We start from the raw sequence: 21,838 nt of genomic DNA on the forward strand, positions 1-21,838 counted from the left end.
CGCGCGGCCCCGCGGCGGCGCCACGGCTCAGCAGTCCGCGGGGTCCTCGATCTCCGGCAGTTCGGCCAGGTGGGCGAGGACGCGGTCGCTGATGGCCGTCACGATGTCGAGTTCCTCGGGGGTCATGAGGTCGATGAAGTGCTGGCGTACGCGGAGGACGTGGTCGGGGGCCGCCTCGGTGATGGCGTTCCGGCCCTGCGGGGTCAGGCACACCATGGCGCTGCGGGCGTCGGCGGGGTTGGACTCGCGTGCGATGAGCCCGCGCTGCTCCATGCGGCGCATCAGGTGTGAGAGTCGACTCTTCTCCCAGAGCAACTGGGACCGCAGGCGCTGTGCCGGCATCCTGCCGTCGGGGTGTTCGGACAGGACGACCAGCATCTCGTACTCGGACGCCGAGAGCCCGGAATCCTGGAGCAGGTCCTGATTCAGCCGTGCGCTCAACTGGCTGTGCATGCGCAGGCTGCCGCGCCACGCGCGGTCCTCCCGCGTACTCAGCCAAGACGGTTCGGTCGCCATCGCCTCACCCTCCGCTATTGGTTGACGGGTCAGCCATTACAGTTGATCATGCGGTGCGCGGTCGGCCGCAGCACGTGCGCCGCGATGCGCCCGACCGCCGGATCTCCGACATCCAACCGCGTGTACGGCGAGACCAACAATTGTGAAGGAGTACGGCCGCACCATGTCCAAGCTTGAGATCATCATCGCCAGCACCCGCCCCGGGAGGGTGGGACCGCAGGTCGGCCGGTGGATCGAGGACGCAGCCGGTGCGCATGGCGGGTTCTCCGAGGTCGAAATGGTCGACCTCGCCGAGGTGGACCTGCCGTTCATGAACGAGCCGCACCACCCCCGGCTGGGCCAGTACACCCATGACCACACGCGCCGGTGGAGCGAGAAGGTCGCCGAGGCCGACGCGTTCGCGTTCGTCATGCCGGAGTACAACTACGGGTACAACGCCGAACTCAAGAACGCCATCGACTACCTGCACCACGAGTGGAAGTACAAGCCCGTCGGGCTGGTCAGCTACGGGGGAGTCGCAGCGGGGACCCGCGCGGCGCAGATGATCAAGCAGGTTGTCACGACACTGAAGATGACCCCGGTGTTCGAGGCGGTGTCGATCCCGTTCGTCTCGCAGTTCCTGGCCGAGGACGGCACCCTCACCCCGAACGAGGAGATGCAGACCGCCGCGAAGGCGATGCTCGAAGAACTCGCCCGCACAGAGAGCGCCCTCCGGCCCCTGCGCGCGACCTGACGCGGTGGAGCGGCCGCGGGCCAAGCGCGGGAGCACGCCGCGAGCTTCGCGAGGTGCTCCCGTGGCCGGTCAGAGGCCGTTGTTCCTGGCGGCGTCGATGAAGGCCCGCCACTCCCCGGCCCCGAAGAAGAGCGCGCCAAGCTCACGGTTCTTGGTGTCGCGGATCGCCACGCCACGACGCCCATCCGCCATCTCAACGCAGTTGTCAGCCGCGGACGAGTAGCTGGAGGTGCGGAACGGTCTGTCGAAGTCTTCGATAGAGAGGTGCATTGGTGCGATCCTGTAATTCCTAGGTGTGCTGTTGGAGGAGCCCCGTGAGCAGCGCTGACGAATCCTCTTGGGAGAGAGCGCTTCCACACGCGTGGGTGAACATCGTGCGATGAAGGGCCACCTCCTCCTTGTTCTCAAGATATCCGCTGCGCGTGGCCGTCTCCGTATGGACGATCGACAGGTCGTAGTCCCCGGCGAAGTCAAGGATCACAAACGAAGAGCCCAAGGCGCCATGCAGCCCTGAGCGCAGCGGCATGACCTGGATCGAGACGTGGGAGGCGTTTTGGGCCAGGTCGATCAAATGCTGCACTTGGGGGCCGAACACCTTCGGGATCCCGATCATGCGCTGCACAGCCGCCTCCTCGATGACGAACGAGACGATGGGCGGGCTCTGTCGGTTCAGAATCTCCTGCCTGCGCATGCGGGCCTCGACCTTGCGCTCAATGTCATCCGGTGCCAGAAAGGCATACGCGTTCATGAGGCTGGTCGCATACTCGCGCTTTTGGAGCAGTCCGGGGATGAACACTGGCTCGTAGCTGCTCATCTGGGTCGCCTCATCCTCGAACGCTGGCAGCGAACCATCGAAGGCGTCGCCGAAGGCGCTCCACCAGCCACGCCGCTTGGCGTCCCGCATCAGGTTCTCTAACGACGCTCGGCGCTCCGGTTCGTGGATGCCGTACAGGTCGAGGAGCGCTCGCAGGTCGGTGAGGTTTCCTCTGGTCCAGCGCCCATGTTCATAGTTGTGCACTTTGGTCTTGGCCCAGTCGAGCTCGTCGGCCACCTGATCGAGGGTGAACTTCGCCGCCTCGCGGCTGCGCCGCAGCTCTCGTGCGAGCTGTCGCTTTCCGACCGTGGGAAGCGACGGCTGTTTCGCTGCCATGAGGGCTCCTGAACTCGGACTGTCGGTGGAATACGCCGCTGATCGTAGTACGAACCCCTCAAATAAGAACCAGACATATTGCCCAAAGTAACTATGGACTTGAAAACTATGAAGTTCATAGTTCACTATGGTGCTCTTCGGTGATTTCTTCGAGGGAGGACGCCATGGTGGAGCAACACCGCATGCATGCGGGAGCGGGAACCGTCCCGCCGGGTGAAGGGCCTGCGGATCCGTGGGTGCGGTTCGGGTCGCGGGTGCGATCCGCGCGGGAGAAGCGCGGCCTCGGCCTCTCCGAGATTGCGAAACGGGCGGTGGTCGGCGACTACACCCTGCGCCAGATCGAGGACGGCGAGGAAGACCCCGGCCGCCGCGTGACCGAGATCCTCGACACCGAGTACGGCGCCGAAGGCGTCCTGCTGGATGCCTGGGCCCAGGTCCACATCAGCGACCAACTCCGCGCCGGGGCCACCATCACCGACCTCCACTGCGAAGCCGCCCAGATCCGCGCCTACGCCCCCCTCGTCCTGCCCGACGCCTACCTCACCGCCGACTACGCCCGCGCCCTCACCCGCGCCGAACGCCCCATGGAGTCGAACTATCTCTGCGGCGACCGCCCGCGCGTGCCCCGGCTGATGGCGACCTCCTCCGGCCCGGCCTTCCACTGCCTCATCGTGGACGAGGCCGCCCTGCACCGCACGGCCGCCACCCCCGACGTCCAGGCCGCCCAACACGCCCACCTGCACGCACTCGCGAAAGCCTCGTACATCACCGTGCACGTCATCCCCGCCGGCACCCCGCACCACCCCGGCCTGCGCGGCGCGTTCTGGACCCTGGCCTTCTCCCCCCGCCACACCCTCGCCTACACCCCGCACCCGCGCGGGCCCGGCCACCTCGTCACCGACGCCACCCACATCAAGGGCTACGCCGACCTCTTCGCCACCCTGCAAGGCGTCGCCCTGTCCGCCGCCGACTCCCTGGCGCTACTCGCCGACACCGCAGCCGCCGCCGCAGCCGCCGCCGACCCGGCCCAGGCCCCGCCCCGCCGCGCCCTCACCACCGGCACCACCACGGCTCCCACCGGCTCGGGCGCCCAGTTGCGCAACCTCGCGACCCGCCCCGCCCACCCCTAGCCCGCTGATCTTGACGAACCGGTGCCCTCACCGGCCGTTGAGAGGCCCGTTTCGTCAAGATCAGCAAGGCCGACGCCCACAGAAAAGCTCTGGCGGGTGCGCTAACACCCCCAGAGCACGGCCGAGCAACACCCACACCCATCAAGGAACCAGGAGTTGCCGACATGACCATTGTCCCGCACACCCCGAGTCCGCTCACGTCCACCGCTCGCCGCTGGGCGCCGCGCATCTACCCCGGCGAGACCGCCCAGGCCGCCCGCGTCCGCGCCGAACTGCGCACCGACCTCGCCGGGCTGCCCGGCATCTCTGACGACCTGGTCGAGACCGTGGTCCTGTGCGCCAGCGAGGCGTTCGCCAACGCCGCCGAGCACACCCGCTCCGGCGACCCCGGCGGCCGCGTCGTCCGCGCCCTGCACATCCCCACCCCGGGCACCATCCGGTTGGTCATCGTCGACGACGGCGACCGGGGCAACCGCCCCGAAGTCCCCCACGCACGCTCCGCGGAAGAGTGGGAGACCGCCGAGCGTGGGCGCGGCCTGCTGCTGGTGGAATCCCTCGCCACGGAGTGGGGCGCCGCCCCGGTCGTGTCCTTCCCGTTCTGCGCCGAACTGGGCACATCGGTCTGGGCCGAATTCCCACTAAACCCTCGCTAAGCACGTCTGCGCTCACGGCATATAGCCGACAATTCCCACTCCCGCCACCGCAACGACGCAATAGTCCGCAACCGGACAGCGGTCTTCGTGAAACGCCTGATCATCCGGCAATCTGTGTCCCCCGAACGGTCCGCATATCGAGCGGTTTTCAGAGGGCTTGTGGAAAACCATCCGAAAGGTCGGCGGCTGGTGGTTCGATGCGGGGAGATGCGGCGAAGGAACCTGTTTCCCGAGGAGTGCGGACTTGGTCGACGCGCAGACGATCCAGGAGTGGGCCCGCCCCTGGGCCAAGCACACGAAGAAGCACGGCGTGCATGCGCTGGCCTGCCACCTCATCGACACGATGGAGGTCGCGTACCGCCTCTACCCGATCATCCTCGGCCCCAAGGTGCGCAAGGAGCTTGATCGGATCTTCGCCCCGCTCGACGGGTCCGCGCGGGACTGGGTGGCGCTGCTGTGCGGGCTGCACGACCTCGGCAAGTACACCCCGGCGTTCCAGTCCCTGGTGTTGGAGGTGGCCCTGGCGCGGTTCCCCGAGAAGGACCACCCGGTCCTGGAGCGCAATGCCCCCGCGAAGAAGGGGCAGCGCTGGGACACCAAACACGGCTTGGGGACCGCTGTCCACCTTCAGGACATGCTCGAAGCCGCCGGGGCGAGCAGGGACACCGCACTCCTGATCGGCCATATCCTCGGCGGCCATCATGGGTGGTTTCCCAACCCCGGCGAGGTCCGGGCGGCCAGGGGCAAGGACGACCTCGGCGACCGGAGTTGGGCGGAGGCGCGTTCCGAGTTGGTCCAGAAGATAGCCGGGCTGCGCGGCCTCGACTTCGGCACACCTGCGTGGAGCGAAGTGGAGGTCACCGCGCTCGGACTGGTGGGCCTGGCCGGTCTTACCACCCTCGCGGACTGGGTGGCCTCCGACTCCTCGCGCTTCGCGTACGAGCCCAACCCGGAGGATATCCACGCCTACCAGGAGCGAGCGCGGGAGCAGGCCGATAGGACGCTCCGCACCACGAACTGGTCGGCCTGGATCCCGCCGGAAAGGACCGGATACCGGGACCTGTTCAAGAAGGATCCACGACCGCTCCAGAAAGCCGTAGAGGCGAGCCTGGACCAGTGCGACGGCCCTGGTGTCCTGGTGATCGAGGCGCCGACCGGCGAGGGCAAGACCAGGGCCGGCTTGCAGGCCGCCGCCGACCTGGCTCGCAGGCTCGGATTGGGCGGGCTCTACTTTGCGACACCCACGAAAGCGCTCAGCAGGCAGGCACTCAACGAGGTCCGCAAACTCATGGAGGGGACGGGTTCGCCGCTGGACGTCAACCTCGTCTACGGGGGCGCGGCCAAGGACATGAGGGCCGAACGCGTTGAGGCGCAGATCCTCCCGAGTGCGGTGGGGGAGGAGGACGCCGGAGACGACGGTGGGCAGAACTCGCTGGAGTGGTTCACCCGGAAGCGGGGACTCGCTTTCCCCATCGGGGCGGGGACTATCGACCAGCTCCTCAAGTCGGTGATCCGCAGCGGCCACAACTACCTCGGCATGGCCAGCATCAGCAACAAGGTCGTGGTCATCGACGAGGCGCACGCCTATGACATGTACACCGGACGGCTGGTCGACCAGTTCTTGTGGTTCTGCGGGTGGATGGGCGTGCCGGTGGTACTGATGTCGGCCACGCTGCCTGCGAACCGGCGCGAGGAGCTGGTCGAGTACTGGAGGGCGGGGGCCGAGAGCCGGGCGCCCGACCGGGAACGTGTTCGTGTGCTCGCCCCCGGATCATGGCAGGTCGCCTGGACCGGTGGGACAGGCTCGCCGTCGGCGCTCGGCCTCTCCGACGAGACCAAGGCCCGAGGGGCACTCAAGGTCGAGCACGTGGACGAATCTCCGGACGCCATCGCCGAGCAGGTGGTGGCCCGGGTGGGTGATGAGGGAACGGCACTGATCGTGCTCAACACCAAGACCCGGGCCCAGGACGTCCGAGACCGGATCGCGAAACTGCTCGTCGGGAAAGAAGATCTCCCGGAACTGGTTCTTTTCACCGGAGAATCGCAGGGCGTAGACCGGACGAGGATCGAGGAGCAGGTCCATTCTCTGCTCGGTGGGAAGTCCCCGGAAGAGCGGCACGCAATCGTCGTCGGCACGCAAGTTCTAGAACACGGCCTGGATATTGACGCTGACCTGTTGGTCTCCGACCTCTGCCCGATCGACCTCCTATTCCAACGGGCCGGCCGCCTGCACCGGCATCGGAGGACGCACCGCCCGAGCGGCCTGGGGACTCCGACATTGCTGGTCGCCGATGTCAATCCGGAGCGGCGGGCAGCGAGGGGACCGGGCGACCGGGGGTCGATGTTCTTCGCCCCGCACATCGCGAAGATCTACGCCCCGCTGATCCTTGGCCGCACCCGAGTGGTGCTGAGTGAAGTTCTTGCCCAGGAGCGCTGGGATCCCCTCGATGAGATCGCCAAGCAGATCCACCGGGTCTATGTCGCCGAGGAATCGATGATCGAGGACGGCTGGGAGGGGGCGTGGGACAACGCCGACAGCAGCTACGACCGGAGGCGGAAGAAGCTGCGCTTCCAGGCGTCGTCGGTGATGACGTCACTGATCGGCAGTCACCGGGACATCCTCCGACTTTCCCGGCGCTCGGGTCCTGCCGGACGAACCCGGCCCACCGACGGCCGAGAGAAGGGCCGGAAGTGACTGACGGGCAGGAGACCAACGGCGATGAGTACGACCAGGACTATGCGGAGGTCTGGTTCGCGCTGCTGAACGGAAACGGGTCTGACCTGCCGACGACGCGCTCTGGTTCGCCCGTCGACCTGGAGGCAGCGGAACTGTCGTTCGAGCTGGTCATCGAGATCGTCGACGAGAACGTCGTGGTCCTCTCGGCCCCTGTCGACCTGGGGTCGGAAGCTCTCGACGTGCTCTGTAAGCAGAACTGCGTACCTGCGGCATTCAAGGAGTCGGGTTGGCTCCGCGACCACCATCCCCTGGTCCTCGTTGACGGCTGCTGGGAGCACAAGGGGATCCGGGTGGAACGCCGACCGGACCAGAGCCTGCGCGTCACCGAACCGGACACCGATTGACGGACTTTGGTCCTCACTAATTGTCGTTACCCCCACGCTATGTTGATCCCCTCCTATCCCCCGGAGTGTTGGTGTTGTCCTTTAGTCTGCTGAGACAGCAATGGATTCCGGTGGTCACCTTGGACGGTGATCCGGACCTGCTCGGGATCGAGGATGTCTTCGGGCGTGCGCACGAACTCCGATGTGTTCGGGCCGAAGCCCCGATCGTTACCGCTGCCCTCTACCGCATGCTCCTGGCGTTCGCCCACCGAATCTACGACGGGCCGAGGTCGCTGGAGGAGTGGTCGCGGTTGTGGGAGGCGCGCGAGTTTGAAAAGGAGCCGCTGGACAAGTACTGGCAGGACCACCCCGACGCCTTCGAGCTGCTGGGTGGGGACCGGCCCTTCATGCAGTGCCCAGGGCTGTCCACGGTGGAGCCCAAGTCCGCCGCCCAACTGCTCCTGTACCGGGCCAGGGGCAACAACACCACGCTCTTCGACCACACCACGGACGGGGAACGTCCCGACCTCCCGGCCGACGTGGCGGCGCGTTGGCTGGTGACCGTCCAGTCATTCGACACAGGCGGGACCAAGACGCCTTACGAGAAGAAGAAGAGTTCCAAGTCCGGGCTGTGCAACCACTTCGCGACGGTGATTCTCGAAGGTGACAACCTCAAGGAGACCCTGCTCCTCAACATGGTCTTGTATGCACCGGACCTGGGTCTACCGCTGCCGACCACCACGGCCGAGGATCATCCGATCTGGGAACGGAATCAGCCGCCCGGACCCGAACCGGTGGAAGAGGGACAGTTCCCGAAGGGCTGGACGGACCTGCTTACCTGGCCATCCCGGCGGATCCTGCTGCACGGCAGGGACACTGAAGACGGAGTTTTGGTCGACGGAACAGTGATTGCGCCGGGTACCCAGTTCGGCGCGGAACTCCAGCAGATCGAAGCGATGGCGGCTTTTCAGAAGCCGAATAAGAAGGAGGTCTTCTATCCAGTTCGGTTGGAGATCTTGCGCGGTGTGTGGCGGCACGCCGCGGAACTCCTCTTGCCAACGGCTGGGCTCGGGGTTCGGCTCCGCCCACTGAGCATCGAGAACATCGCCGAACTGGTCGACAACACGCTTCCTGCGGACAAGGTCATCACCCTGAGGGTGTTCGGACAGAAGCTGATGTCCAATCCCGGCGCGGTCGAGTACTGGTCCGAGGAGGCGCTTCCGGTCAAGCTCGCGCTGCTGCGGGCGCAGAACATCGACTGGATGTTGGAACTCCTCTTCGGATACGCGGTGCGCCTGGCCGACGAGGTCGGCGCTGCGCTTCAGCAGATGACCAAGAACTACAGCAACGAACTGCGCGGCGACTTCGACCAGTACAAGCACTGGAGCTACCTGGCCGAACGCTACTGGCCGCGCTTGGACGCCGAATTCGCGCAGCTCCTCCGCAATGTGGGGGACGTGGTCCAGACCTATCGCCACGACGATCGTGAGGGGCGGGCCCGGCTCAAAGAACACTTCGAGAAATGGCAGGCGCACGTCGACGGCACTGCCCGTGAGGCCGTCCAGACGTGGGTGGATGAGTTTCCACGGGTGGTGCCGCGCCAGCTCTTCGCTATGGCCAGCACCGAGATGATCTTTCTTGGCGCCCTGAAGAAGCTCAACGAGAAGTACACCCACGACGTCGACCAACGCACCAGGTGAGGGATCGTGCCCACTGACGACGACAACCCCGGACCCCCGCACGAGCGGCGCAAGAAGTTCGTGACGCGCCTCTACAAGCTCGGCGACTCGCTGGATTCGGCCAACCAGTACGAGGTCGCGAACGCCCGCAAGATCCTCGCACGACTGCGGCGCGGCCTAACCGACGACCGCTACGCCATGCACGGCTTCGAGTTGCTGCTCCCCTACAAGGTCTTGGAAACGCAGGAACGCCACTGCCTACTGGTAGCGGGGTTGTTCGCTCTGAACCCGACCACGGCGCGCAAGGACGAACAGCGCTGGAGTCTGTGTGCGGCCCTGGCGGACGCCGGATCGTCCGGGTCGGCCGATGCGCGAGCCCGCCAGTTGATCGCCGCGACAGAGGTCGGTGGCACCGCCTACCGACTGCGCCAAGCAGTCCAACTCATCGGCGGAGCACAGAAGCGGATGCCCCTCGACTTCGAGTCACTCCTCACCGACCTCATCAGGTTGGACGCCGATGAGACCACAGCCAGGAAGGTGCGTCTCCGCTGGGCGCGCGACTTCCAGCACCGAGTACACACGCGTGACACCTCCTCCGGCAAGGAAGCGAAAGCGACGTCATGATCATCGAGCTGCACCTCATCCAGTCCTTCCCTACCAGCAACCTCAACCGCGACGACCTGGGGCAGCCCAAATCGGTCACCTTCGGAGGCGCGCTCCGCAGCCGGGTCTCCAGCCAGTGCCTCAAACGGTCGGCGCGGGACCTGTTCGAAGACGTCGGGCTGGCCGAAGGCGAAACCGCCGTCCGCACGAAACGGTTGCTCCAGGAGGCCGCCGTCCAAATGGCCGGGAAGGAAGGGGCCACGGTCACGGACGAGCACGAGACGGTCGTCCGCGAGGCCCTGCGGCAGATGGGGTTCGAACTCGATACCAACGACCTCACCCAGTACCTGCTTTTCGTCGGCAAGTCCGCGGTCACCGACTTGGCGGACTACTGCGCGGCCAACAAGGACAGCCTCGTGAAGGCGGCTGCGAAGCGGGCCAAGGAGAAGAAGGAGAAGAAGGACAAGCCGACCGGCGACGTCCTCGACCAGGCCAGGAAGATCCTCAACGCGCGCAAGTCCGTTGATATCGCCCTGTTCGGTCGGATGATCGCCGACAACAAGGACTTCAATATCGACGCCGCCTCCCAAGTGGCCCACGCAATCTCCACGCACTCGGTAGGGGTCGAGTACGACTTCTACACAGCTGTGGACGACCTCAAGCCCGAGGCCGAAGCGGGTGCCGACATGATCGGCACGGTCGACTTCAATGCGGCCTGCTACTACCGCTACGCCAACCTGGATCTCGCCCAGCTTCGGAAGAACCTGTTCGGTAAGGACGCGACCGACGTAGACGAAGATCTTGTGGAGCGGGCGACCAGCGCATGGCTGAACGCCTTCATCCGGGCGGTCCCCAGCGGCAAGCAGAACTCCATGGCGGCCCGCACCATGCCCGACACCCTGCTCGCCGTGGTGCGCGACAGCGGGGCCTGGAACCTCGCGAACGCCTTCCTCAAACCGGTCGACAGCAAGGAGGCGTCCCTCAAAGACCTCTCCGTCATGGACGTCTCCACCGAGCGGCTGTGGGAGCACTTCGAGCGGCTGCGCGGGTTCTACGGCGAGGAGGAGGTGCGGAAGGTCGCGATGGCGTCGGTGTCCGGGAGCCTCGACTGGCTTGATGTTCGGGAGGACGAGCGCGCCGAGTCCCTTGCCGCGTTCACCGGCCAGGTGATGGGCGCGGTCCGTGGCTGAGGCCGTACTCGCGCTCCGGTTCGACGCGCCCATGCAGTCGTGGGGTGTCCGTTCCCGGTTCACCTACCGCGACACCTCGTCGGAGCCCACCAAGTCCGGTGTCGTCGGCCTGCTGGGCGCCGCGATGGGGGTGGAGCGCACCGACTCAGAGGGGATCCGGCGGCTTGCCGACCTGCGCATGGCGGTGCGGGTGGAGCGCGAGGGGATCCTCGAACGCGATTACCAGGTGACCGGCAACGTCCCCACCACCAAGGGAACCGGCCACCGCAACGTCGTCAGCCACCGCTACTACCTGGCGGACGCCCTCTTCCTGGTGCTGTTGGAGGGTGAGCGGGCGCTGCTGGATGAGTTGCGCGATGCCGTGCTGCACCCGCGGTGGCCGCTGTTCTTCGGCCGCAAGGCGCACGTGCCGGCCAGCCCGCTGATCCTCTCGGACAAGCAGAACGCAGGCACCGGCGTCTTCCCGGATGCGACGCTTGACCAGGTGCTGGAGCGGCACCCCTGGCAGGAGGACCGGCCGGAGCTGCGAGAGGACGCCGCCAATGCCCCGTACCTGCGCACGGTGGTCGAAGTCCCCGCGTCGGCAGGCGCCGAGCAGCGGTACGACGTCCCCGTGACCTTCGCCTCCGGCGACCGCGAGTTCCGGCAGCGGTACGTGCGGGTCGGCCACGTTCCCATCCCCCAGGCCGAGAAGGCGGGTCCTTGACGTGTACCTGAGCAGACTGCCGCTGAACACCGCCTCGCGCGCGTTCCGGCGCGACTTCGCCGACGTGCAGCAGATGCACCGGACCCTCATGGGCGTGCTGCCCGAGGTCGTCAGCGGCGAGCCCGCCCGGCGCGAGCACGGCCTGCTGTGGCGCCTGGACGTCACCGACACCGGCTACCTCCTGCTCGTCCAGAGCGGTGCCCGGCCGGATTGGGAGCGGCTGCCCAGCGGCTACCTGGCGGGGGAGGCGCAGACACGGCCCATGGACGGGGTACTGGAGGCGATCGCCCCGGGCCGGGCTCTTGCGTTCCGGCTCACCGCCAACCCCACCCGGATCGTGCGCGACCCGGACGCTCCGAAGGAGGAGCGCGGGAAGCGGGTGGCGCTGCACGATCCCAAGGAGCAGTTGGGCTGGCTGGCGCGCAAGGGGGAGCAGTGCGGGTTCGTGGTCCCCGCAGGGGGCGACGGCGGGATGGCGGTGAACGTGTCCCCGTGCCCACCCGTGATCGGCTACAAGGGGGAGGGCCGAAGCCGCAACAAGATCACGATCTCCGCCGCCCGCTATGACGGCCGCCTGGTGGTCACCGATCCCGAGGCGTTCGCCGAGGCGCTGCGCACCGGCATCGGCCGCGCCAAGGCGTACGGCTGCGGCCTGCTGAGCCTGGCCCCGGTGCGGGCCTGAGGGGCGACTGAGCCCATACACTTCCGCGCCTGACGCCAGCCTTGATCCGGCCTGGTCAGCCTGGGGTGAGGCGTATCACCAGTGCTTTGCACTGAGTGCGACGTTGCATTGGGTGCATCGGGTGAATAGGTTGGAATGGTGCACGATCGGAACGGATCCCCGCAGAGCAGGCACGCAGCGTTGAAGGCGCGGCATCGCCGCGCCATTGTCGACGCGGCCGCCGCGCTCATGGGGGAGTTCGAGAGCGCGCACTTCACCGTCGACCAGTTGGCGGAACGGGCCGACGTCTCACGCCGGACGGTGTTCAACCACTTCGGATCGTTGGACGACGTCATCCTCGAAGTGCTCAGCGGGATGCTCGAAACGATCGTCGACGGCATCGACGCCGACCTCGCGGCCGCGCCCGCGGCTGAAGTCGCGGCCGCACCCGCGACCGGCCACGCATCCGCAGCCGCGGACCGAACATCGGCCACACCGATGTTCGACCGGGTCTCCGCCGCGTTGCGCGGGACCGACCTGGTCGCCCCGATCACCCGCCTTCGGCGGATGCTCGGTGAGCACAGCGGGACCCCCACCCCCGGCGAAGCGGTGCTCTTCGAGCGCGCCTTCACCGACCTGAGTGCCCGGTTGGCCGCGGCCGTGCGCCGCCACCACCCCGACGCCGACGACTTCACGGTCGAGCTGATGTGCGGCGCGCTCGTCAGCGGTGGGCTGGTGGTGGTCCGGCACTGGGAGGAGACGACCGGCGGGGTCGACACGGCGGAATCCCGCCGGGTCTGGGACGACCTCCTCCAGCGCATGATCTCCGCCGCCCGCTCCGGGTACGGCGCAACGTCCAGCACCGGCATGAACTGCGCATCGTCCAGCACCGGCACGAACTGAGCGCACGCGCTCCCGACCACTCGTTTGCAGGCGACCCATGGCTGAATTCCTCTACCGGCTCGGGCGCGCGTCAGCGCACCGCGCCCGCACCGTCATCGCGATCTGGCTCGCCCTCATGGTTGCGGCCGGAACCGCGTTCTTCCTCTTCGCGGGCGAGCTGGAGGACAGTTTCTCCATCCCCGGCACCCCCACCGACCAGGTGAACCAGACCCTGAAGCAGGAGTTCTCCGGCATGGGCGGCGGCGCCGGCACCGTCGTCTACCAGACGGAGGACGGCTCGGCGTTCACCAAGGAGCAGCGGGACGCGATCGCCGACCGCGCCGAGAAGGCTGCGGAGAAGGACGGCGTCGAGGACGTCGTGGACCCGTTCGCGACGGAGCAGGACCGGGCCGAGCAGACGGAGAAGCTGGACGACGGCCGCGCGGAGATCAAGGACGGCCGGGAAAAGCTCGAAGACGGCCAGAAGAAGCTCGACGCGGGCCGCGACCAGGCCGAGTCGGCCGGAATGCTCGACCAGGTCGAAGACGGGCTCGACGCCCAGCAGGCCGAGATCGACAACAACCGCGACACCCTTGACGAGGAGTCCAGGAAGCTCGAACAGGGCGCCGACCTCACGAAGATGTCCGCCGAGCTCCGCTCGGTCTCGAAGGACGACAGCACGGCGCTCGTGCACGTCGCCTTCACGGACAGCCAGGAGGAGGTCTCCCAGGCGACCCGCGAGGACGTGATGGCGGTCTTCGACGACGCCCCCGTCGCCGGAACCAGCGTCGACTTCGCCAACGACATCGCCATGGCCATGCCCACGCTCGTCAGCCCGGCCGAGGTGATCGGCCTCATCGTGGCGGGCGTCGTCCTGGTGGTCATGCTGGGCACGTTCATCGGGGCGGGGCTGCCCATCCTCACCGCGCTGGTCGGGGTCGGCATCGCCACCCTGACCGCGATGTCGCTGTCCGACGTCCTCGAAATGGCCTCGGTCACGCCGATCCTCGGCCTGATGCTCGGCCTCGCCGTCGGCATCGACTACGCGCTGTTCATCGTGCACCGGCACCGCCGCCAGCTCAAGGAGGGCATCGGCGTCGCCGAGTCCATCGGGCTCGCCAACGGGACCGCGGGCAACGCCGTGGTCTTCGCCGGCACGACCGTGCTGATCGCGCTGCTGGGCCTGAACCTGACCGGGATCGGCTTCCTCGGCCTCATGGGCTCCGTGGGCGCCATCGCCATCGCGATCGCCGTGCTGATCGCGGTGACGCTCGTCCCGGCGCTCCTGTCGCTGGTCGGCATGCGGATCCTGGCGCGGCGCGAGCGCGACCGGATGGGCCGGGACGCCGCGGGCGGCCGCGGCGCGGCGCACGCCGCGGGAGCGCACCTCCGCCAGATGTCGACCGTGCGCGCGATGGGCCGCGCGGCCGTCGCCGTCATCGCCCTCGGCGTCATCGCCCTGCCCGCTCTGGACCTGCGCACGGGGATGCCGGACGGCTCCTCCGAGCCAGCGGAGTCCACCCAGCACCGCGCCTACACCGCGGTGGCGGACAAGTTCGGCGACGGCCAGAACGGCCCGCTGCTGGTCACCGCGAACCTGCCCGGCGGGCCCACCGAGGAGTCCGCGAAGGAGAACGCGGCGGACGCCCAGTTCCAGGTCGCCGAGAAGCTGTACGCGCACGACGACGTCGCCGCGGTGGCGCCCATCGGGGTGTCCGACGACCACACCCTCGGGATCTTCCAGGTCGTGCCCGAGGGCGGGCCCGCGAGCGCGTCGACCGAGGAGCTGGTGCACACCTTCCGCGACATGGAACCCGTCCACGGCCTTGGGCCGCTCGGGGTCGCGGGCATGGCCAGCGGCAACGTCGACATCTCCGAGACGCTGAGTGGGGCGCTGCCGACCTACCTCACCGTGGTCGTCGGCCTGTCGCTGGTCATCCTGCTGCTGGTGTTCCGGTCGGTGTTCGTCCCGGTCGTCGCCACGCTGGGGTTCATCCTGTCCTACTTCGCCGCGCTGGGCGGCGTGGTGGCCGTGTACCAGTGGGGCTGGCTCGGCGGGCTCATCGGCCTCGACACACCGGGGCCGGTGCTGAACTTCCTGCCCACGCTCCTCGCCGGGATCCTGTTCGGCCTGGCGATGGACTACATGCTCTTCATCGGCACGGGCATGCGCGAGGCGTACGTCCACGGCGCGCCCGCCCGGCTCGCCGTTGTGCAGGGCTTCCGGGCCGGGCGCGCGGTGGTGACCGCCGCGGCGATCATCATGATCTCGATCTTCGGCGGGTTCGTCTTCTCCGAGACCATGATGATCAGCTCGGTCGGGTTCGCCCTCGCCTTCGGCGTGCTGCTCGACGCGTTCGTCGTCCGGATGCTGCTGATCCCCGCGCTCATGCACCTGGCGGGCAACGCCGCGTGGTGGCTGCCCCGCTGGCTCGACCGGCTCCTCCCCGACATCGACGTGGAGGGCGCGGCCCTGGAGCGGGCCCACACCGCCGAGCCCGCGGCAGCCCCGGCCGACCGCACCCCGGATCCCGCGGACGAGCCGTCCCCGGACGGGTTGGACGACACCGTCGCCTCAGGGCGGCGCTGAGACACGCCACACCCCTCTCGTCACCACCGGCGGGGCCGCGGACACCCGGGCCCGCCGGGCTGTCCCCCGTGGGAGCTACGGGCAGGTGTCCACTGTGCGGGGATGATGCGGGACCCCCCGGATCCGTAGCGTTCCTCCCAGTCGCGGCGCTCCGGCCGCGGATATGGCGATGGAGACATGATGAGACTCGTTTGGCAACTCGTAGCCGTCGCGGCGGTCGCTTTCGTCGGCGGCCAGGGGGTCATGGCGGCGGACGGGAAGCCGTGGCTCACGCTCGCCATCGGCATCGCGACGGCCGTGCTCTCGGTGTTCGTCTACCGGTGGGTGGTACGGCTGACCGAGCGTCGCGCGGTCACGGAACTCGCCTGGAAAGGCGCCGGGACCTCGACCGTCCTGGGGACGCTGATCGGCATCGGCCTGTTCGCGTCGGTCATCGTGAACATCTACTTCCTGGAGTTCTACGAGGTCAACGGCCTGGGATCAGTGATGGGCGCCGTGGGGCTGTTCGGCTTCATGGCCGCAGCCGCGGTGACCGAGGAGGTGATGTACCGCGGTGTCCTCTTCCGGATCGTCGAGGAGCGCATCGGCACGTGGATCGCGCTGGTGCTGACCGGCGTGCTGTTCGGCCTGGTGCACATGCTCAACCCGAACGCCACCCTGTGGGGCGCCATCGCCATCGTGATCGGGGCCGGCGGCATGCTGCCCGCCGCCTACGTCGCCACCCGCAGTCTGTGGCTGCCGATCGGCCTGCACTTCGGCTGGAACCTCGCCGCGTCCGCCATCTTCAGCACCGAGGTCTCCGGCAACGGCACTCCGCAGGGGCTGCTGGACACCACGATGTCGGGCCCGCTGCTGATCACCGGGGGCGGATTCGGCCCCGAGGCCAGCCTGTACTCGGTGGTGTTCTGCGTGATCACGACCGCCGTCCTCATGTGGATCGCCTACCGGCGCGGCTACGTGGTGCCCTTCCGCCGCGCCGACCGCGCCGCCGCCACCACTAAACTTCCCCAGTGATCGACTTTCGGCGGGTCCCGGATCTGTGGCGGCGGCTCGACGTCACGGTCCGGGATCTCCCGCTTGGGTTGGCGTTCTTGGCCCTGTCGTTCGTGCCTTCGCTGGAGAGCCACGGGACCGTGCTCGGCTACCTGCCGAACCGCCCCTACGACGCCCTGGCCGGTGTGGCGATCGCCCTCCAGTGCCTGCCGCTGGCCGTCCGGCGGAGGCTGCCGGTCCTCTGCCTCACCCTGGTGTCCATCGGCTTCGCCCTCGACCAGCTCCGCGGCTACCACTCGCTCGCCGGTACCGCGTTCGCGATCGGGGTGCTGAGCGTCGGCGCCCACCTGGAATGGCACCGGCGCGCCACCGCGCTGCTGTTCTCCGCGGCGTACGTGCCGCTGGCGGTCACGCTCTACATCCTCGGTTCGGGCGCCGAATCGGTGGCCGGGTTCGTGATGTTCTACGTGGCGGTGGCCTTCGCCTGGTGCATCGGGGCGTGGCTGCGCTCCACCCGGGCGATGGAGGCCGAACGCCGCCGCCGCGTCGCCGAGGACACCCGCACCGCCGAACGCACCCGCATCGCCCGCGAACTCCACGACGTCGTCACCCACCACGTGACGGCGATGGTGGTGCAGGCCGAATCGGCGCGGTACCTCACCGCGGCGCCCGACCGGCTCGACCAGAGCCTGACCTCGGTCACCGACACCGGTCGGCGCGCGATCACCGACCTGCGGCACCTGCTCGACCTGCTCAACCCCGATCACGGCGCCGAGACGCGGACGCCGCCCGTCGGCAGGGTGCTCACGCTCGTGGAGCAGACCCGCCTGGCAGGGCAGCCGGTGGAGTTCACCGAGGAGGGCACCCCGGCGGAGTCGACCGGCAGCGCCGACCTCGTCGCCTACCGGGTCGTGCAGGAAGCCCTCACCAACGCGCTCAAGTACGCTCATGGCAGCCCCACATCGGTCCGGGTGCGGCACGGCGTAAGGGAGATCACGGTGGAGGTCGGCACGGAAGGGTCCGGTTCGCAGGCCGGGTCCCCCGGCGGGAGCGGGCGGGGCCTGGCGGGTCTCCGCGAACGGGTCGACGTCCTGGGCGGCGAATTCAGCGCGGGCCGGCACACGGGCGGCGGTTTCAACGTGCGGGCGCGCATCCCCGCACGCAGCTCCTCGTGACCTCGCCGCCGATCCGGGTCCTGGTCTGCGACGACCAGGTCCTCATCCGCACCGGGCTGGTGACCATCATCGACGCCCAACCCGACCTCGAGGTGGCGGGCGAGTGCGGCGACGGGCAGGCGGCGGTCGACCTCGTCGAACGGCTGCGCCCGGACGTCGTGGTGATGGACGTCCGCATGCCGGTGCTCGACGGCATCGAGGCCACCCGCCTCCTGGCGGGCGCCGGGGTGCCGCACCCCGTCAAGGTCCTCGTGGTGACGACGTTCAACCTGGACGAGTACGTCTACGAGGCGCTGCGCGCGGGCGCGAGCGGGTTCCTGCTCAAAGACGCGCCGCCGGCGCAGCTGCTGCACGGCATCCGGACGGTGTCCACCGGCGCGGCCCTGCTGGACCCCGAGGTGACACGCAAGCTCGTGGGCCGGTACGCGGCCCGCATCCGGCCGGCCGAGGGCTCCCCGCAGGACGTCCCGCTGACCCCCCGCGAACTCGAGGTCCTCAACCTCATCGCGGGGGGCCTTTCCAACAGCGAGATCGCCGCGGCCCTGGTGATCAGCCAGGAGACCGTCAAGACCTTCGTGTCGCGCATCCTCACCAAGCTCTCGCTCCGCGACCGCGTCCAAGCGGTCGTCTACGCCTACCGCCACGGCCTGGTGGCCTGACCCGCGGGCCGTCCGCGCGGGGGAGACGGGGCGGCGGCCGCTCTGTGCCCGAGTGGCATCCGCGCGCGCGGCACGGCGTCACCGGCACCGCGGGCGAGACAGGCTGGACCGGCGGGCAGGACCGGCAAGGCCCGGCAGTCAGGCCCGCCAACGCGAAGGGGGCGGTGCCGACCGGGCCACGCCCGGTGTCACCGCCCCATCACTTCGCCCGCGGCCCGGGGGCCGCAGCCCCTCGGACGGTCGTCGGTCCGCGCCCTACCCTTAGAGCTTCGACGCCTTCGCGGCGACACCCTGGATCGCCTTGACGGCGACCTTGGGCTCGTCGACGTAGATGTAGTGCTCGCTGTTCTTGGCGGTGCTCAGCTTGCTCTCGCTGGAAACACCGAGCCACTTGCGCTGGCCCTCAGCCCACGCCGTCTCCAGGTCCGGCCCGTACTCGGGGACGGCCGCGAGGTACTGCTTCCCGTGCTGGACGACCTCCACCGGGATGTCCCCCGCGGAGCGGACCTCCCCGTCGGGGACGGTGAGCTTCTCCGGGCCCTTCCCCTGGAGGATGCCCAGGGTCTGCTCGCGCAGCTCGACCGCGGGGCCCTTGGCGGACTCGGGGATCCCCTTGGTGAGGTCGTCGTTCTGGGTCGGCGAGGTGGCGTCCATCATGACCAGCCCGGTGACCTTGTCCTGGTGGTCGGGGGCGTAGCGGGCGGCGATCAGGCCGCCGAGCGAGTGCCCGGCCAGGACGACCTCGGTGTCGGCGGCGACGTGGTCGATCACACCGGACAGGATCTTCCCGCTGCTGTCGAGGGTCTGCGGGCCGTCGGGCTTGTCGCTGGCGCCCGCGCCGAGGCGGTCGTAGGAGCAGACCCGGTCCTCCTTGCTCAGGGACTTCTGGAGGCCGGCCATCTTCTTCAGGTCGTCGCCGCCGCCGTGCATGAGGACGATGACGGGCCGCTTCACCGCCAGGCCGCCGGAGCACGACACGTTCACCGACTGGCCGTCGACCTTGATCTTCTGGGTCCCGGTGAACAGGTCCTGGTCCTCCTTGGCGGCGCTCTTCAGCGGGCCCGAGATCGCGTCTGTGCCGCAGCCGGCAAGCGCCGCACCGGCCACGGTGACGGTCAGCGCGGTCGTGATGAATGCCTTGCCATTGCGGAACATAAAGCCCTCACTAGTACGAGATAAGAGAATCGGATCGGAGAATCCACGAGGCGGTGCCGTGAACGCCGCCGATGAAATCGATCGCCGTGAACCGCAACGCCGGTCTTTTCCAGACCCCTTTTTCCGGATCCGCAATCCATGTGCTGCGGACGGAAAGAACATTACGGATTCAACGATCGGTAATCGTCACCACACGGTGGACACCTGCGCGTAGCTCCCGCGGGGGACAGGCCGCCGCGCCGGGCTGGCGGCCGCGAGACGTCCTGGATGCCTGCCGTCGGTGTTCGCCCTGCTCCGCGGTGTCACCAGTGACACCACGTCATGCGTTCGGTCGAAGAACGTCATGGCGAGGTGGTGACGCGGTCCCACTGACGGTTCTGCGCGGCAACCGCTGTGATGGAGACATGACTTCAGCACGAGAGACCACCGCCGACCGGCTCGACCGCGCCCCCCTGAAGGACGGACTCACCATGACCGACGAGAAGCTCGCCCGCGACGGTTCGACCGCCGGGACCACCGCCCCCGAGCAGCCCGTCGACATGAAGCAGGAGGTGCTGAAGCAGCTCGGCGGCACCTCCGGGATGATCTACTCCACCCTGCCCGTCGTGCTCTTCGCGGTGGCCGTCCCCTTCACCTCGCTCCCCGTCGCCATCGGCGTCGCGATCGCCATCGCCGGGGCACTGGCGGTGTACCGGATGTGGCGCGGGGAGAAGTTCATGGCCGCGATCGGCGGCGTGCTCGGCGTCGCGGTCGCCGGCGGCATCTCCGCCTGGACCGGCTCCGCCAACGACTTCTTCCTCATCGGGATCTGGGCCTCCCTCGCCGGCGCCGTCGCCACGCTGATCTCGCTGGCCGTGCGCCGGCCGCTGACCGGCGTCATCTGGAACGCAGTGCACGGCAACACCCACCCCTGGCGCGCGGACAAGTCGACGCTGCGGGCCCACGACCTCGCCACCTTCACGGTGATGGCGGTCTTCGCCGGCCGGTTCATCGTGCGCCAGTGGCTCTACGTCGCCGACTCCACCACCGGGCTCGCGATCGCCGACACCGCGACCGGCTTCCCCCTCACCGCGGTCGCGGCGGTCGTGGTCATCTGGGCCTTCCGCCGCTCCACCAAGCGCCTCATCACCCCCGCGGACGCCGAGGCCACCCGCTGACCCGCACCGCCGGCAACGCCCCCCAGGCCCGCCGACCCACCGATCCCGAATGCGCATACCGGCACCGGTCGGCATGCGCATTCGGGATCGGCTGCGTTCCCGGCCATCGGCGACGTAGCCTGGGGCCGACGGAACGGCGCCGCCCGTGCGGCAGACCTTGCACGTTGGCCACCCGGCGGGACGGCTGCTAGGGTCGCGCTCCCGGCTCGGGCTGGAAACCCCAGATCAGCGATCTTCGGGGTCCGGCGCGATCCCCGCACACGGGTTCCGCCTTCGGCGCCGGGGCGACGATCGCCGGATTGTAGGGGGTACTCCCATGGGCGACACGAAGTTCGACTCGCGCAGTTACTGGGACAAGCGGCTCAAGCGCGACTGGACACTGCACGGCGTCGGGATGCTGCGTCTCGCGCACAGCTTCAACGTGTGGCAGTACCGGGTCCGCGACCGCGTGTTCCGCCGAACGGTGCGGCGCGCACGCATCGACGTCCCCCGCTCCGCCGTCCTCGACATCGGCCCGGGGACCGGGTTCTACATCAACGCATGGACGACGCTGGGCGCCCGCAGCGTCAACGGCCTCGACATCGCCGACAGCGCGGTCGCGCAGCTGCGCGAGAAGTTCCCCGACGCGACCTTCGACCGTGCCGACATCTCCGACGGAGCGCCGTTCGACGACGGCGCGTTCGACGTGGTGTCGGCCTTCGACGTGCTGTTCCACATCGTCGACGACGACCGCTACGAAAAGGCCATGACCGAGGTGCACCGCGTGCTCGCCCCGGGCGGGCGGTTCATCTTCTCCGAGAACTTCGTGCCGGAGCGGCGGGTCGGCCGGAAGCACTACGTGAGCCGTTCGCGCGAGGAGATCGAGGCCCTCCTGCACGCCGCCGGGTTCGAGATCGCCTACCACCGGCCCATGTTCGTCTTCATGGTGCCGCCGGTGGCCTCGGCCAGCCGCTGGCGCTGGTACCTGTGGTCGAAGCGCATCCTCCCCCTCGCAAAGCGCGAGCTGCGCGGCAAGTACCTCGGCGCGGTGATGTTCCCGTTCGAGGTGGCGCTCACCGCGGTCCTGCGGAAGAGCCCGGTCATGGAGATCGTGGTATGCCGCAAGAGGCAGCCCGAGGGCTGATCCCCGCGCGCCGGGCCCTGCCT

The 21,838-nt window shown here is 68.6% G+C and carries 21 protein-coding genes; 17 read left to right on the plus strand and 4 right to left on the minus strand.

Features of this window, described 5'->3' with window-relative positions:
- Positions 1 to 27 precede the first annotated feature (27 nt).
- Positions 28 to 516, minus strand: coding sequence for a MarR family winged helix-turn-helix transcriptional regulator (locus tag CLV63_RS27695; protein ID WP_106586179.1), 489 nt, complete (start codon positions 514 to 516; stop codon positions 28 to 30).
- Positions 517 to 679: 163 nt separating this feature from the next.
- Here CLV63_RS27695 and CLV63_RS27700 point away from each other — a divergent pair, with 163 nt between their 5' ends.
- On the plus strand, positions 680 to 1,249 hold the full coding sequence (locus CLV63_RS27700; protein WP_106586180.1) for an NADPH-dependent FMN reductase: 570 nt from the start codon (positions 680 to 682) through the stop codon (positions 1,247 to 1,249).
- Between the two features lie 69 nt (positions 1,250 to 1,318).
- On the opposite strand, the gene CLV63_RS27705 is transcribed toward CLV63_RS27700, so the two are convergent.
- Together CLV63_RS27705 and CLV63_RS27710 are read right to left on the minus strand one after the other, a co-directional pair.
- On the minus strand, positions 1,319 to 1,519 hold the full coding sequence (locus CLV63_RS27705) for a DUF397 domain-containing protein (RefSeq protein WP_106586181.1): 201 nt from the start codon (positions 1,517 to 1,519) through the stop codon (positions 1,319 to 1,321).
- A gap of 19 nt (positions 1,520 to 1,538) precedes the next feature.
- Entirely contained in the window at positions 1,539 to 2,399 is an 861-nt protein-coding gene (locus tag CLV63_RS27710) for a helix-turn-helix domain-containing protein (protein WP_106586182.1), read from the minus strand.
- Positions 2,400 to 2,563: 164 nt separating this feature from the next.
- Between CLV63_RS27710 and CLV63_RS27715 the strand changes: the two genes are divergently transcribed.
- The 14 genes from CLV63_RS27715 (at position 2,564) to CLV63_RS27780 (ending at position 18,380) form a co-directional block, all read left to right on the plus strand.
- Positions 2,564 to 3,529: a Scr1 family TA system antitoxin-like transcriptional regulator gene (locus CLV63_RS27715; protein ID WP_106586183.1), complete on the plus strand. Its 966-nt coding sequence runs from the start codon at positions 2,564 to 2,566 to the stop codon at positions 3,527 to 3,529.
- 164 nt (positions 3,530 to 3,693) lie between these two features.
- The gene (locus CLV63_RS27720; protein ID WP_106586184.1) at positions 3,694 to 4,182 is read left to right on the plus strand and encodes an ATP-binding protein; all 489 of its coding nucleotides are present in this window, start codon (positions 3,694 to 3,696) and stop codon (positions 4,180 to 4,182) included.
- Positions 4,183 to 4,426: 244 nt separating this feature from the next.
- Positions 4,427 to 6,877 carry a CRISPR-associated helicase Cas3' gene (gene cas3, locus CLV63_RS27725; protein WP_245929106.1) on the plus strand — a complete coding sequence of 817 codons (2,451 nt, stop codon included), beginning with the start codon at positions 4,427 to 4,429 and terminating at the stop codon, positions 6,875 to 6,877.
- Entirely contained in the window at positions 6,874 to 7,263 is a 390-nt protein-coding gene (locus CLV63_RS27730; protein WP_106586185.1) for a hypothetical protein, read from the plus strand. The genes cas3 and CLV63_RS27730 overlap by 4 nt, the downstream gene beginning before the upstream one ends.
- 71 nt (positions 7,264 to 7,334) lie before the next feature.
- Positions 7,335 to 8,942, plus strand: a complete 1,608-nt coding sequence (casA, locus tag CLV63_RS27735) for a type I-E CRISPR-associated protein Cse1/CasA (RefSeq protein ID WP_281260773.1) — start codon at positions 7,335 to 7,337, stop codon at positions 8,940 to 8,942.
- 6 nt (positions 8,943 to 8,948) lie between these two features.
- The gene (gene casB / locus CLV63_RS27740; protein WP_106586187.1) at positions 8,949 to 9,545 is read left to right on the plus strand and encodes a type I-E CRISPR-associated protein Cse2/CasB; all 597 of its coding nucleotides are present in this window, start codon (positions 8,949 to 8,951) and stop codon (positions 9,543 to 9,545) included.
- Positions 9,542 to 10,714 carry a type I-E CRISPR-associated protein Cas7/Cse4/CasC gene (gene cas7e / locus CLV63_RS27745; RefSeq protein ID WP_106586188.1) on the plus strand — a complete coding sequence of 391 codons (1,173 nt, stop codon included), beginning with the start codon at positions 9,542 to 9,544 and terminating at the stop codon, positions 10,712 to 10,714. Before casB ends, cas7e begins: the two co-directional genes overlap by 4 nt.
- The gene (gene cas5e, locus CLV63_RS27750) at positions 10,707 to 11,420 is read left to right on the plus strand and encodes a type I-E CRISPR-associated protein Cas5/CasD (RefSeq protein WP_106586189.1); all 714 of its coding nucleotides are present in this window, start codon (positions 10,707 to 10,709) and stop codon (positions 11,418 to 11,420) included. Before cas7e ends, cas5e begins: the two co-directional genes overlap by 8 nt.
- 1 nt (position 11,421) lies before the next feature.
- The gene (cas6e, locus tag CLV63_RS27755; RefSeq protein ID WP_106586190.1) at positions 11,422 to 12,102 is read left to right on the plus strand and encodes a type I-E CRISPR-associated protein Cas6/Cse3/CasE; all 681 of its coding nucleotides are present in this window, start codon (positions 11,422 to 11,424) and stop codon (positions 12,100 to 12,102) included.
- Between the two features lie 135 nt (positions 12,103 to 12,237).
- Positions 12,238 to 12,984 carry a TetR/AcrR family transcriptional regulator gene (locus tag CLV63_RS27760; RefSeq protein ID WP_106586191.1) on the plus strand — a complete coding sequence of 249 codons (747 nt, stop codon included), beginning with the start codon at positions 12,238 to 12,240 and terminating at the stop codon, positions 12,982 to 12,984.
- A gap of 37 nt (positions 12,985 to 13,021) precedes the next feature.
- Positions 13,022 to 15,553, plus strand: a complete 2,532-nt coding sequence (locus CLV63_RS27765) for an MMPL family transporter (RefSeq protein WP_106586192.1) — start codon at positions 13,022 to 13,024, stop codon at positions 15,551 to 15,553.
- Between the two features lie 177 nt (positions 15,554 to 15,730).
- Positions 15,731 to 16,567 (plus strand): CPBP family intramembrane glutamic endopeptidase, encoded by an 837-nt coding sequence (locus tag CLV63_RS27770; RefSeq protein WP_245929110.1) that lies wholly within the window; start codon positions 15,731 to 15,733, stop codon positions 16,565 to 16,567.
- Positions 16,564 to 17,721: a sensor histidine kinase gene (locus tag CLV63_RS27775; protein WP_106586193.1), complete on the plus strand. Its 1,158-nt coding sequence runs from the start codon at positions 16,564 to 16,566 to the stop codon at positions 17,719 to 17,721. The genes CLV63_RS27770 and CLV63_RS27775 overlap by 4 nt, the downstream gene beginning before the upstream one ends.
- Positions 17,718 to 18,380, plus strand: coding sequence for a response regulator (locus tag CLV63_RS27780; protein WP_106586194.1), 663 nt, complete (start codon positions 17,718 to 17,720; stop codon positions 18,378 to 18,380). The genes CLV63_RS27775 and CLV63_RS27780 overlap by 4 nt, the downstream gene beginning before the upstream one ends.
- A gap of 261 nt (positions 18,381 to 18,641) precedes the next feature.
- Here CLV63_RS27780 and CLV63_RS27785 read toward each other — a convergent pair whose 3' ends face one another.
- Positions 18,642 to 19,535, minus strand: a complete 894-nt coding sequence (locus CLV63_RS27785) for an alpha/beta fold hydrolase (protein WP_106586195.1) — start codon at positions 19,533 to 19,535, stop codon at positions 18,642 to 18,644.
- Positions 19,536 to 19,939: 404 nt separating this feature from the next.
- Between CLV63_RS27785 and CLV63_RS27790 the strand changes: the two genes are divergently transcribed.
- Positions 19,940 to 20,692: a DUF3159 domain-containing protein gene (locus CLV63_RS27790; RefSeq protein ID WP_245929112.1), complete on the plus strand. Its 753-nt coding sequence runs from the start codon at positions 19,940 to 19,942 to the stop codon at positions 20,690 to 20,692.
- A gap of 316 nt (positions 20,693 to 21,008) precedes the next feature.
- Positions 21,009 to 21,815 (plus strand): class I SAM-dependent methyltransferase, encoded by an 807-nt coding sequence (locus CLV63_RS27795; protein WP_106586196.1) that lies wholly within the window; start codon positions 21,009 to 21,011, stop codon positions 21,813 to 21,815.
- Positions 21,816 to 21,838: the final 23 nt, after the last annotated feature.

This window comes from Murinocardiopsis flavida (assembly GCF_003014485.1).
Lineage (GTDB): Bacteria > Actinomycetota > Actinomycetes > Streptosporangiales > Streptosporangiaceae > Murinocardiopsis > Murinocardiopsis flavida.